The organism is Bradyrhizobium sp. ORS 86, from assembly GCF_045571475.1.
Classification (GTDB): Bacteria; Pseudomonadota; Alphaproteobacteria; order Rhizobiales; family Xanthobacteraceae; genus Bradyrhizobium.
This window is the reverse complement of sequence record NZ_CP120699.1, coordinates 7,053,183-7,065,575: the sequence shown is the minus strand read 5'-3', so window position 1 is coordinate 7,065,575 and position 12,393 is coordinate 7,053,183. Positions and strand designations below refer to the sequence as shown.

The following is a 12,393-nucleotide window of genomic DNA, read 5'->3' as shown; positions in this document are numbered from 1 at the left end:
GTTGGGGACACTTGCGTTGAGAGGATATTGCCGATGAATCCCGCCGACGTGGCTCAATCAACTCTGCCACTGGCATCGAGCGATGTGTCGCTGATCGCGCTGTTTTGGCAGGCCCATTGGGTCGTCAAATGCGTCATGCTGGGACTTCTGTCCTGTTCGGTCTGGGTCTGGGCCATCGCAATCGACAAGGTCCTGCTTTACGCGCGCACCAAGCGCTCGATGGACCGGTTCGAGCAGGCTTTCTGGTCCGGCCAGTCGATCGAGGAGCTTTACCGGGCGCTGTCGGCCAAGCCGACCCAGTCGATGGCCGCCTGTTTCGTGGCAGCGATGCGGGAATGGAAGCGCTCGTTCGAGAGCCAGTCGCGCTCCTTTGCCGGCCTCCAGGCGCGGATCGACAAGGTCATGAACGTGTCGATCGCCCGGGAAGTGGAGCGGCTGGAGCGGCGGCTGTTGGTGCTGGCGACCGTCGGCTCGGCGGGCCCCTTTGTCGGCCTGTTCGGCACCGTCTGGGGCATCATGTCGAGCTTCCAGTCGATCGCAGCCTCGAAGAATACCTCCCTGGCCGTGGTGGCGCCCGGCATCGCCGAAGCGCTGTTCGCTACAGCAATTGGTCTAATCGCCGCAATTCCGGCGACTATTTTCTACAATAAGTTCACCTCGGAGGTGAACCGGCAGGCCCAGCGCCTGGAGGGGTTTGCCGACGAGTTCTCCGCCATCCTGTCGCGTCAGATCGACGAGCGCGGGTGAGACAGACGATGATCACTTTTGCGAGCGCTCCATCATGGCGATGAGCATGGCAGGGTCGTCCGGCGGCGGTGGCCGACGCGGTCGCGGCGGGCGCAAGCCGGTGATGGCCGAGATCAACGTCACGCCGATGGTCGACGTGATGCTGGTGCTGCTGATCATCTTCATGGTGGCGGCGCCGCTGATGACGTCGAACATCGATATCGACCTGCCGGTCGCGAGCGGCGGCAAGTCGATCTCGTCGAACCAGCCGCCGCTGACGCTGTCGGTCAAGCGCACCGGCGGCGGCTGCAACTCGAACATCGAGCTCTATCTCGGCGATGCGCCGATCGCGGCCGCCGACCTGCTGCCGAAGATCAAGGCGATCCGGGAGACCCGGTCGGACGCCGAGAGCGTGGTCTATCTGCGCGGCGACAAGGACGTTTGTTACACTGACATGATGAAGTTGCTCGGGGAGATCCGGACCGCCGGGTTCAAGGCGAACATCGTCATCATCCCGGAGGGGGGCACTTAAACTTCATGTGCGGCAAGCGGCACGGGGAAGCCTGAATTGAAGGTCAAGGTCGACAAGACACTGGCGGCGTCGATTGCCCTGCACGTCCTCGTGATCGGGTGGGGCCTCGTGTCGTTTTCGACCAAGGCCTTCGTGATGCCGGAAGAAGACACCGTCGCCGTCGACGTGATCTCCTCCGACCAGCTCTCCCACGTCATGGCCGGTCAGAAGGACGGCAAGAAGGACAATCCCAAGCCGCTGGTCGAGAAGGTCGCCGAGGCCAAGCCGGTCGACGACGCCGTCGGCAAGATCGATGACAAGAAGCCGCCGGTCGTGACCGACACCGCGCCGGCGCCGACGCCGAAGGTGGAGAAGCCGGAGGAGAAGAAGCCGGATCCGCCGAAGAAGGTCGAAAATAAGCCGAAGGAAGAGCCGAAGCCGGTCGAGAAGAAGCCCGATCCGGTGAAGCCCGACCCGATCGCGGAAGCGATCAAGAAGGAAGAGAAGAAGCCGCCGCCGAAGCCAGTTCAGCAGGCCGCCAAGCCGCCACCGGAGCAGAAGCCGAAGGAGCGCGTGTTCGACCAGAGCAAGATCGCAGCATTGCTCGACAAGCGCGATCCGACGCGCGCCTCGATCACCGGCGACACGCTCAATTCCAACGCCGCGCTCGGCACGTCGAAGGGCAAGGCCGCCGACAATTCCGCGACCTGGGGCGCGATGTTCAAGCAGCAGGTCGAGCGCTGCTGGAAGAAGCCCTATGGCGGCCTCGAAGCGCAGCAGACCGAAGCCGTGTTCTCGATCAAGCTGAAGCGCGATGGTACGCTCGAGGGCATGCCGGTGCCGGAGGGCCACCCGGCGACGCCTTATCTGCGCGTCTACCAGGAGAGCGCGCTGCGGGCGATCATCGAATGCCAGCCGTACAATCTGCCAGCGGCCTATTTCGATGAATGGAAGTATTTTGCGCCGGTGTTCACAGAGCGAAAGACCTGAGGCCGCCGTGGCGCTTGGCCGATAGCAAACAAAAGCCTACCGACAATGACCGAGACAAGAGATTTGCGTGCCATGACGTTTCGCCTGAACCGCCGCCAGATGATTTCCGGAATGGCCGCGCTCGGTGCGCTGGCTGGAAGCGGCGCCGCCGTCGCACAAAAGCGCATCACGATCCCCGAGGGCGAGTTCGCGCCGGTGCCGATCGCGATCCCGAATTTTGCGGCCGGAACGCCCGGCGACACCGAGGTCGGCGTCGGCGTCACGCAGGTCATCACCAACAATCTGAAGCGCAGCGGCTTGTTCGCGCCGATCGACCAGGCGGCCTATCTCGAGAAGCAGGTCAACATCGACGCGGCGCCGAACTTCAACAATTGGAAGAGCATCAACGCGCAGGCGCTGGTGACCGGACGCATGACGCGTCAGGCCAATGGGCGCGTGAAGGCGGAATTCCGGCTCTGGGACGTCAACACCGGCCAGCAACTCGCCGGCCAGCAATATGACACGTCCGCCGAATACTGGCGACGCATCGCCCACATCATCTCCGACCAGATCTACGAGCGGATGACCGGCGAGAAGGGCTATTTCGATACCCGCATCGTGTTCGTCGACGAAAGCGGCGCCGCGCAACACCGCGTCAAACGGCTGGCGCTGATGGACCAGGACGGCGCCAATGTGCGCTATCTGACCCGCGGCGCGGATCTGGTGTTGACGCCGCGGTTCTCGCCGTCGACCCAGGAGATCACCTATATGGAGTTCGGGCAGGGTGACCCGCGCGTCTATCTGCTCAATATCGAAACCGGCCAGCGCGAGATCGTCGGTAACTTCCCGGGCATGTCGTTCGCGCCGCGCTTCTCGCCGGACGGCCAGCGCATCATCATGAGCTTGCAGCAAGGCGGCAACGCCAACCTGTTCGTGATGGATTTGCGCTCGAAGGCGATGACGCGGCTGACCGACACGCCGGCGATCGACACCTCGCCGTCCTATGCGCCCGACGGCTCGCGGCTCTGTTTCGAGTCCGATCGTGGCGGCAAGCCGCAGATCTACGTGATGCCTGCCACCGGCGGCCAGGCGCAGCGCATCTCGTTCGGCGACGGCACCTACTCGACGCCGGTATGGTCGCCGCGCGGCGACTACATCGCCTTCACCAAGCAGGGCGGCGGGCAGTTCGCGATCGGCATCATGAAGCCCGACGGTTCGGGCGAGCGCATCCTGACCTCGGGCTTCCACAATGAGGGACCGACCTTTGCGCCGAACGGGCGGGTGGTGATGTTCTTCCGCGACCCCGGCGGCAACAGCGGGCCGTCGCTGTTTACCGTCGACGTGTCCGGCCGCAACGAACTGCGGGTGCCGACGCCGGGCTTCGCGTCCGACCCGGCCTGGTCGCCGCTGTTGTCCTGACAAGGTAAAGAGAATACCCGGGAACCTTGTCGCTGGTCTCGGATTATCTTCTATCGCATTGAAATTAAAGGAATATACCAGCTGCGTGCCGAGCGGGGCAAGCTCTCGCTAACGATGTTCCCTCAGAAAGACTTCATCAGCACCGGGTAGAAGTGCGAGTTGATAAGGACGCGCGCCCCTCCAATGCAGATTGCAAGTCAGACGGGAGAACCGGATCAGCCGATGCCGCCGACGATCTCCGCGGCGCTGGTCGATTCTCTCTTTATGAATCCCGCGCCCATGATCTTCGGCGCCTTCGGCCCGGCGATTGCCGGCGCGGTGATCGCGGCCGTCACGGGCGACCTCCTGTGTTGGTTGTGCGTGCCGCTCTTCATCGTGGTCGGCCTGGCGCGTGCGCAGCAGATGTACCGCTACAAGCAGCGCGATTCCCGCCTCACCGTCGAGGAGTCGGTGATTTGGGAACGGCGGTATCGGCTCGGGGCGATAGCCTATGGCATCGTGCTCGGGATCTGGGGCGGCGCCGTCCTGCTCAGGACCAGCGATGCCGCCGCGCATATGTTGTGCGTGACGACCGTGGTCGCCTACACGTCGGCGGGGGTCGGGCGGACCTTCGGCCGCCCGCAGATCTTTCATCTGCACCTGCTGCTGTCGATCGGTCCGCTGATCGCGGCGCTGCTGTACGTCGGCGGACCCTATCACATCGCCCTTGCGCTGCTCAGCCTGGTGTTCTTCACGGCCATCCGGCACCTCACCTCGAGCTTGCAACGCATCTATGTCAACGCCTGGGTCGCCAAGGAGCGCGAAGCGGCGCTGGCCGGCCAGTTCGACACGGCTCTGAACAACATGCCGCACGGGCTGTGCATGTTCCGCGCCGACGGACGTCTCGCGGTGATGAACCACCGCTTCATCGAGATGATGCAACTGACGGATGATTTCGCTCAGCGCGGTGCGAGCGCATCCGATATTTGCAATGCCTGCGTGCTGTCCGGCGCGATTTCGGCGGCAACGTCGCGGCAGATTCTTTCCGAGATCGAGAACTCACAGGCCGGCGAGATCGTTACCAGCGATCCCGACGCCAGCAGGAACCGCGCGCTGTCGTGGACCTTCCAGCCGATGAGCGGCGGCGGCACCGTGGTGCTGGTCGAAGACATCACCGAGCGCAAGGACGCCGAGGCGCGGATCAGCCACCTTGCGCGCTATGACGAGCTGACCCAACTGCCCAATCGCGTCAATTTCCGTGACGAGATCGGTCGCCTGCTCGCGACCCGTTACGGCAGCGAGCAACGCTCGGCGCTGCTGTTCGTAGACCTCGACCAGTTCAAGCAGGTCAACGATACGCTGGGCCACCCCTGCGGTGACCAGCTCTTGTGCGCAGTTGCCGATCGGCTGCGCGAGATGCTGCGCCCGGAGGACTTCGTGGCGCGGTTCGGCGGCGACGAGTTCGTCGTGTTCCAGCAGAACATCCAGTCGCACGACGACGCCGCGGCTCTCGCCCGCCGCATCGTCGACCGGCTCAGCGAGCGCTACAAGATCGACAACCATCTGGTCGAGATCGGCGCCAGCGTCGGCATCGCGATGACCGCGCCGGGTGTCGGCGCCGACACCCTGCTCAAGAATGCCGACATGGCACTCTACCGCGCCAAGGCCGACGGCCGCGGCACGTTCTGCTTCTTCCGCGACGAGATGGCGCAAACCGTCGAAGCGCGGCGCATCCTCGAGCTCGATCTGCGCAAGGCGCTCGCCAACGAGGAGTTCGAGCTGTTCTATCAGCCGCTGATCAACCTGCGGACCGGCAAGGTGAGCACCTGCGAGGCCCTGTTGCGCTGGAACCATCCGGCGCGCGGCACGGTTTCGCCTGTCGACATCATTCCAGTTGCCGAGGACATGGGCCTGATCATCGACCTCGGCCGCTGGATCCTGCGCAAGGCCTGCATGGAATGCATGAAGTGGCCGGAGGCGGTCAGCGTCGCCGTCAACTTCTCGCCGCAGCAGTTCCATCAGCGCGACGTGCTGAGCGAGGTGCGGTATGCGCTCGAGGTCTCGGGCCTGCCGGCGCACCGGCTGGAGATCGAGATCACTGAATCATCACTGCTGCACAACACCCAGCTCACCCACGACCTGCTGTCGCAGTTGCGGACGCTCGGCGTGCGGATCTCGCTCGACGATTTCGGCACCGGCTATTCCTCGCTAAGCTACCTGCACAACTTCCCGCTGCAGAAGGTCAAGATCGACCGGTCCTTCCTCGAAGGCATCGACAGCGACCGTCCACTGACGCTGCTGCGTGGCGTGGCGCGGCTCTCGGCCGATCTCGGCATGTCCGTCGTCGTCGAGGGCATCGAGACCAACGACCAGCTCGAATTGATCAGCGCCGACGGGGCGGTCACCGAGGCGCAGGGCTATCTGTTCAGCCGGCCGGTTCCGGCGGTGCGGATCCGGCAGCTTTTGAATGCGTCGCATGGCCGGCGGAGCGACGAGATGCTGCACGTGGTCCCCTCCCGCTCGATCGCCTGATCGGCGCTTTATCGCAATCGATAGTTGTGACAGGTCGAGGCCGCACGGCTCGAGGGTGCGCTTGCGGTTGCCCGGGTTAACCGTGTTCCCGCGATTGCTTTGCATAAAATTAAGATGCTGTTAATCTTTTCCCGCACGCGCAGAAGTTGTTTCGCTTGTCAGGAGTGCCAAATGAGGTCCGCGGCCGAAGCCATCAAGCCCGCGACAGGACGGCTTGCGGACCCGTTGGATCAAGTCGATTACCGCCTCGCCCAGACCCCGGAGCAGAAAGACGAGATCTATCGGCTCCGTTATCGGGCCTATTTGCGTGAGGGCGCGATCCGTCCGTCCGCGCATGAGCGTGTTGTCGATGAGTATGACGAGGCGCCGAACGCCTGGGTCTTTGGCGTCTATCTGCAGGGCGAGCTCTGCAGCTCGATTCGCATCACCGTGGTGACGCCGGAGTGCCGCATTGCCCCTACCGTCGAGGTATTCGGCGACGTGCTGCATCCCAAACTCGATCAGGGTCTGGTGTTCATCGATTCAACGCGCTTTGTCGCGGATCCTGAGAAGGCACGGAACTGTCCGGAACTGCCGTATGTCACAGTACGCCTTGGCTCGACCGCAGGCGTGCACTTCAACGCGGATTATGGCCTGGCGCCGGTACGTCCCGAGCACATGGCGTTCTACCGTCGGGTCTTTCTGCACGAAACCTGGTCCGAACCACGCCTCTATCCCGGGCTCGTGAAGCCGGTCGGGCTGATGGCGGCACATCTGCCGTCGGTACGGGAGAGGGTGCTTGCCCGCTATCCGTTTCTTCGCTCGAGCGCCTTCGAGCGGCGAATGCTGTTCGAGCGCGCCGAAGGCCACTCCGCGGCCGACAGCCTTGTCAGGCCATTCGAGCGCGCCTCGATCGTCCCGAATCCCTGACTGGGAATCAGCCCGCAGACGTCGAGCTCGTTGCGGCTGCCTTGCCCGCCCGAATCGCTACGACCTGTCGCCGTTCTGCCACGCGCGGGCGCGAAATCGTCTGTAAAACAGGCTGGTTCCGGCGGAGCTTGCCTTCTCTTCACCGTCGCGCCACATTTGCCACCCATTAACCATCGGGGGCGCTTTTCGCGATTGGCTGGCATTTGATGCGGTCCGGCAAGGTCTCGTCAAGGTTGACGGAACGTTCGCTTAACCATCGCCCTGTAGATCGGATGACAGTACGAAGAGCGTGAGCGTGGAGGCTCCGGAATGAAACATCAGATGCGTATCCTCCAGGGTATGAAGCTGGCGGCGGTTCTGGCGGTGGCGCTGTCGATGGGTGCCTGCGCCAACAAGAACGGCCTCGGCGCCGATGGAGCGATGGCGAGCGCCGCGACCCCGGGCAGCCAGCAGGATTTCGTGGTCAATGTCGGCGACCGCGTGTTTTTCGATAGCGACCAGACCGATCTGAGCCCGCAGGCGATCGCGACCCTCGACAAGCAGGCGCAGTGGCTGCAGACCTACAATCGCTATTCCTTCACCATTGAAGGCCATGCCGACGAGCGCGGCACCCGCGAATACAACATCGCGCTTGGTGCCCGTCGTGCCCAGTCGGTGCGTTCCTACCTGGTCTCGCGCGGCATCGATCCCAGCCGCATGCGCACCATCTCCTACGGCAAGGAGCGCCCGGTCGCAGTCTGCAACGACATTTCCTGCTGGTCGCAGAACCGCCGCGCCGTCACCGTGCTGAACGCGAGCTCCTGAGCCAACGCTTCGGCCAATGCTTCAACCGGCGCCTTCGGGCGCCGGTTTTTCTTTGCCGGCGCGACAGCCCTGTCAGCTTGATGAACGACGTTGTGCGAATTGCCCGCTTGCTTGTTGCGGCGCCGGCACTAAACCATAGCCGCGCGACGCTGCCTGGGATTTGAACGGCCAGTCACAATTCCGGCGTACTCCGTCCCCCAATGTGGCTCGCTTTTCACGTCGATATCGTCGTCAGGGCAAAATGTCATCCAGATTGCATTTTCTTGGTTCCGCCGCAGCGATCGCGGCGATGCTCGCCGTTTCCGTTCCAGCTCTTGCCCAATCCGACGACGCCGATGCCGAGATGCGGATCGAGCGGCTCGAGAACCAGCTCCGGCAACTGACCGGGCAGAACGAGGAGTTGCAGTACCGCAACCGCCAGCTTGAGGAGCGGCTGCGCCAGCTTGGCGGTCAGCCGCCGGGCGCGCCCGGACAGCCTGTGCCGCAGCCGAGCGTCGCGGCGGTGCCGCCGGCGCAGCAGCCGCAGCCCTATCCGCAGGCGCAGTCCGGCTATGGCCAGCCGCAGCAGGGTTACGGCCAGCCCCAGCCGGGATACGGCCGGCAGGAGCAGGGCGGCTATGGGCAGCAGCCGCAAATCGCGGCTCCCGCGCCCATCGTGCAGGAGCCGACGCCGGCTGCGGCCCCTGGCCGTCGCGGCCGCGGTGATGCCTTCGATCCCAACCAGAATCCGAATGCGCCCGGTGCGCCCCGCGCGCTGGGCGGCGGCCAGTTGCCGATGCCGAGCGAAGCCGGGATCGGCGCTCCCGGCGGCCGCGGTGCAGGCGAGCCGCTCGATCTTGCCAATACGGCCCCGCAGCGCGCTCCCGGTGCTGGTGGCGGGCTGACCACCTTGCCGCCGTCGGCCACGCCGAAGGACGAGTTCGACCTCGGCATCGGCTATATGCAGCGCAAGGACTACGCGCTCGCCGAAGAGACGATGAAGAACTTCGCCCACAAATATCCGAGCGACCCGCTGGTCGCGGATTCGCAATACTGGCTCGGCGAAAGCTATTTCCAGCGCCAGCAATATCGCGACGCCGCCGAGACCTTCCTCGGCGTCACGACCAAATACGACAAGTCGGCCAAGGCGCCGGACGCGCTGTTGCGGCTCGGCCAGTCGCTGGCAGCGCTCAAGGAAAAGGAAGCCGCCTGCGCCGCGTTCGGCGAAGTGACACGGAAATATCCGCGGGCGTCCGGCAGCGTGAAGGCCGCTGTCGACCGTGAGCAAAAACGGGTGAAGTGCTAAACCAGCCTTGGGGAGGCCGCATACGGCCCTCTCGCAACATGCTGGTCTTGCGATGCCCGACGACGAATCCGCCATCACGGCAAGGGACGCCAAACGCCTGTTCGCGGGCCTCGCGTCCACGCCTGCGATCGTGCTCGCGGTGTCCGGCGGTCCCGATTCCGTTGCGCTAATGTGGCTCGCCGCACGCTGGCGCCGCGGGCTTTCGCGCGGCCCGCGGCTGATTGCCGTCACCATCGATCACGGCCTGCGCCCGGAAGCCGCCCGCGAGGCCCGCGACGTCAAACGGCTGGCGCAAAGCCTCGACCTGGCTCACAGCACGTTGCGCTGGACCGGACCGAAGCCGAGGACCGGCGTGCCGGCGGCGGCGCGCGAGGCCCGCTATCGTCTGCTTGTGCAGGCCGCGCGCAAGCACGGCGCCACGCATGTCCTCACCGCGCATACCCGCGACGATCAGGCCGAGACGCTCCTGATGCGGATGCTCCGCGGCAGCGGCATCGCCGGCCTGTCGGCGATGGCACGCGAGACCGAGCGCGATGGGGTTCGGGTGGCGCGCCCATTGCTCGATATTTCCAAGTCACGGTTGATCGCAACGCTGAACAAGGCGCGCATCGGATTTGCCGACGATCCGACCAACCGTGATCTCGCGTTCACCCGGCCGCGGCTGCGTGCATTGATGCCGGCTCTGGCGGAAGAGGGCGGCGATGCAAGGAGCTTGGCGCGGCTCGCGACCCGGCTTGCGCGCGCCAATGCCGCCGTTGAGGTGCTGGTGGACGGCGCCGAGCGCTATCTCGCGTTGAAGGAGAAAGATGCTTCCCGCCCAGGCCTCGATGCCGCGCTGTTTGCCGCGATGCCAGAGGAGATTCGTGTTCGCCTGCTCAAGCGCGCCATTGAGCGGACCGGACACGAAGGACCCGCTGAACTCGGCAAGGTCGAGACCTTGCTCGCGGTATTGGATCGCGTAATCGCGCAACGCGGACTGAGGCTGAAACAGACCCTTGCCGGGGCCGTTGTCAGCGTAGCCGGCGGTCGGATCCGGGTTGAGCCAGCGCCGCCCCGTCGCGCGCGCTCGCGATGACCCCGGCGATTGATCCGATCGTCGTCGCTATCCGGCAGAGAGGCTTAACCACCCCGAAAAACACCGGATTCCACGCCATTATTTGACCGGGAATTGCGCTAGGATGCGGTAAATAGTCATGCGTGGTTCCCTTGGCATCGACCCCAGCGACACCTAAATTGTATGCCATCGACGGGATGGATTCCCTGGGGATTCCCACAGAGCCGGCCCAAGGATAGGAGAGGCCGCGATCCGCGCGACCACGAAGGAACAAAATGAACGCCAATCTGCGGAATTTCGCCCTCTGGGTCATCATCGTTTTGCTGCTGCTGGCGTTGTTCACGCTTTTCCAGAATCCGGGCCAGCGCACGTCCTCGCAGGACATCTCGTTTTCGCAGCTTTTGACTGAAGTCGATCAGGGCCACGTCCGCGACGTCGTGATCCAGGGACCGGAGATTCACGGCACCTTTACCAACGGCTCGAGCTTCCAGACCTATGCGCCAAGCGACCCGAACCTGGTGAAGCGCCTCTATGACGCCAAGGTCTCGATCACAGCGAAGCCGCCGGGCGACAATGTGCCGTGGTTCGTGTCGCTGCTCGTCTCCTGGTTGCCGTTCATCGCGCTGATCGGCGTTTGGATCTTCCTGTCGCGACAGATGCAGGGCGGCGCCGGCAAGGCGATGGGCTTTGGCAAGTCGCGCGCCAAGATGCTGACCGAGGCGCACGGCCGCGTGACCTTTGAGGACGTCGCCGGCGTTGACGAGGCCAAGCAGGACCTGCAGGAGATCGTCGAGTTTCTCCGCGACCCCGGCAAGTTCCAGCGGCTCGGCGGACGGATTCCGCGCGGCGTGCTGCTGGTCGGCCCTCCCGGCACCGGCAAGACGCTGATCGCGCGCGCGGTGGCGGGCGAAGCCAACGTGCCGTTCTTCACGATCTCGGGTTCCGACTTCGTCGAGATGTTCGTCGGCGTCGGCGCGAGCCGTGTCCGCGACATGTTCGAGCAGGCCAAGAAGAATGCCCCCTGCATCATCTTCATCGACGAAATCGATGCGGTCGGCCGTCATCGCGGTGCCGGTCTCGGCGGCGGCAACGATGAGCGCGAGCAGACGCTGAACCAGTTGCTGGTCGAGATGGACGGCTTCGAGGCCAATGAGGGCGTGATCCTGATCGCGGCGACCAACCGTCCCGACGTGCTCGATCCCGCGCTGCTGCGTCCCGGCCGCTTCGACCGTCAGGTGGTGGTGCCGAACCCGGACGTCGTCGGCCGCGAGCAGATCCTCAAGGTTCACGTTCGCAAGGTGCCGCTGGCGCCGGACATCAACCTCAAGACCATCGCGCGCGGCACGCCCGGCTTCTCGGGCGCCGACCTGATGAACCTCGTCAACGAGGCTGCGCTGACCGCCGCCCGCCGCAACAAGCGGATGGTGACGCAGGCCGAGTTCGAAGAGGCGAAGGACAAGGTGATGATGGGTGCCGAGCGCAAGTCGCTCGTCATGACCGAGGAAGAGAAGTTGCTGACGGCCTATCACGAGGGCGGCCATGCCATCGTCGGCCTCAACGTCGTCGCGACCGATCCGATCCACAAGGCGACCATCATTCCGCGCGGCCGCGCGCTGGGCATGGTGATGCAACTGCCGGAGCGCGACAAGCTGTCGATGTCGCTGGAGCAGATGACGTCGCGTCTCGCGATCATGATGGGAGGCCGCGTCGCGGAAGAATTGATCTTCGGCCGCGACAAGGTGACTTCGGGCGCTGCCTCCGACATCGAGCAGGCGACCCGCCTCGCCCGCATGATGGTGACGCGCTGGGGTTTGTCGGAAGAACTCGGCACCGTGTCCTATGGCGAGAACCAGGACGAGGTGTTCCTGGGCATGTCGGTCTCGCGCACGCAGAATGCGTCCGAGGCGACCGTCCAGAAGATCGATTCCGAGATCAAGCGTCTGGTCGAGGAAGGCTACAAGGAAGCGACCCGCATCCTCACCGAGAAGCGCGACGACCTCGAGATGCTGGCGAAGGGCCTGCTCGAGTTCGAGACGCTGACCGGCGAAGAGATCACCGACCTCCTGAAGGGCAAGAAGCCCAATCGCGAGTCGGTGCTGGAGCCATCAACGCCGCGTGCATCGGCGGTGCCGCCGGCCGGCAAGCCGCGCCCGCGTCCCGATCCGGACGCCGGCTTGGAACCGCAGCCGCAGGCATAAGCCCCGC

Annotated in this window: 10 protein-coding genes; all 10 read left to right on the top strand. The window is 64.6% G+C overall.

Going from position 1 to position 12,393, the window contains the following annotated elements; translation table 11 throughout:
- The first annotated feature begins 33 nt into the window (after positions 1-33).
- The 10 genes from tolQ to ftsH all read left to right on the top strand — a co-directional run bounded on the left by tolQ (position 34) and on the right by ftsH (position 12,386).
- Complete coding sequence (gene tolQ, locus P6U25_RS32685; protein WP_407148847.1) at positions 34-747, top strand: protein TolQ; 714 nt, start codon at positions 34-36, stop codon at positions 745-747.
- A 34-nt stretch (positions 748-781) separates the two neighbouring features.
- Positions 782-1,258, top strand: a complete 477-nt coding sequence (locus P6U25_RS32680) for a biopolymer transporter ExbD (RefSeq protein ID WP_407148846.1) — start codon at positions 782-784, stop codon at positions 1,256-1,258.
- 36 nt (positions 1,259-1,294) lie between these two features.
- Positions 1,295-2,227, top strand: coding sequence for a cell envelope integrity protein TolA (locus P6U25_RS32675; protein WP_407148845.1), 933 nt, complete (start codon positions 1,295-1,297; stop codon positions 2,225-2,227).
- Positions 2,228-2,299: 72 nt separating this feature from the next.
- The gene (gene tolB, locus P6U25_RS32670) at positions 2,300-3,625 is read left to right on the top strand and encodes a Tol-Pal system beta propeller repeat protein TolB (protein ID WP_407148844.1); all 1,326 of its coding nucleotides are present in this window, start codon (positions 2,300-2,302) and stop codon (positions 3,623-3,625) included.
- Positions 3,626-3,808: 183 nt separating this feature from the next.
- A complete protein-coding gene (locus P6U25_RS32665) occupies positions 3,809-6,136 on the top strand; it encodes a putative bifunctional diguanylate cyclase/phosphodiesterase (protein ID WP_407148843.1) in 2,328 nt (775 codons plus the stop codon).
- Positions 6,137-6,307: 171 nt separating this feature from the next.
- Positions 6,308-7,045 (top strand): N-acyl amino acid synthase FeeM domain-containing protein, encoded by a 738-nt coding sequence (locus P6U25_RS32660; protein WP_407148842.1) that lies wholly within the window; start codon positions 6,308-6,310, stop codon positions 7,043-7,045.
- Positions 7,046-7,354: 309 nt separating this feature from the next.
- On the top strand, positions 7,355-7,849 hold the full coding sequence (gene pal / locus P6U25_RS32655) for a peptidoglycan-associated lipoprotein Pal (protein WP_407148841.1): 495 nt from the start codon (positions 7,355-7,357) through the stop codon (positions 7,847-7,849).
- A 241-nt stretch (positions 7,850-8,090) separates the two neighbouring features.
- Positions 8,091-9,134 (top strand): tol-pal system protein YbgF, encoded by a 1,044-nt coding sequence (gene ybgF / locus P6U25_RS32650; RefSeq protein WP_407148840.1) that lies wholly within the window; start codon positions 8,091-8,093, stop codon positions 9,132-9,134.
- Positions 9,135-9,186: 52 nt separating this feature from the next.
- Positions 9,187-10,209, top strand: coding sequence for a tRNA lysidine(34) synthetase TilS (tilS, locus tag P6U25_RS32645; RefSeq protein ID WP_407148839.1), 1,023 nt, complete (start codon positions 9,187-9,189; stop codon positions 10,207-10,209).
- A 254-nt stretch (positions 10,210-10,463) separates the two neighbouring features.
- Positions 10,464-12,386: an ATP-dependent zinc metalloprotease FtsH gene (ftsH, locus tag P6U25_RS32640; protein ID WP_407148838.1), complete on the top strand. Its 1,923-nt coding sequence runs from the start codon at positions 10,464-10,466 to the stop codon at positions 12,384-12,386.
- Positions 12,387-12,393 lie beyond the last annotated feature (7 nt).

What these genes read in the sequence shown, in the direction of transcription:
- tolQ (WP_407148847.1), top strand. Translation starts at nt 34, where the DNA reads ATGAATCCCGCCGACGTGGCTCAATCAACTCTGCCACTGGCATCGAGC.
- P6U25_RS32680 (WP_407148846.1), top strand. Translation starts at nt 782, where the DNA reads ATGGCGATGAGCATGGCAGGGTCGTCCGGCGGCGGTGGCCGACGCGGT.
- tolB (WP_407148844.1), top strand. Translation starts at nt 2,300, where the DNA reads ATGACGTTTCGCCTGAACCGCCGCCAGATGATTTCCGGAATGGCCGCG.
- P6U25_RS32665 (WP_407148843.1), top strand. Translation starts at nt 3,809, where the DNA reads ATGCAGATTGCAAGTCAGACGGGAGAACCGGATCAGCCGATGCCGCCG.
- P6U25_RS32660 (WP_407148842.1), top strand. Translation starts at nt 6,308, where the DNA reads ATGAGGTCCGCGGCCGAAGCCATCAAGCCCGCGACAGGACGGCTTGCG.
- pal (WP_407148841.1), top strand. Translation starts at nt 7,355, where the DNA reads ATGAAACATCAGATGCGTATCCTCCAGGGTATGAAGCTGGCGGCGGTT.
- ybgF (WP_407148840.1), top strand. Translation starts at nt 8,091, where the DNA reads ATGTCATCCAGATTGCATTTTCTTGGTTCCGCCGCAGCGATCGCGGCG.
- tilS (WP_407148839.1), top strand. Translation starts at nt 9,187, where the DNA reads ATGCCCGACGACGAATCCGCCATCACGGCAAGGGACGCCAAACGCCTG.
- ftsH (WP_407148838.1), top strand. Translation starts at nt 10,464, where the DNA reads ATGAACGCCAATCTGCGGAATTTCGCCCTCTGGGTCATCATCGTTTTG.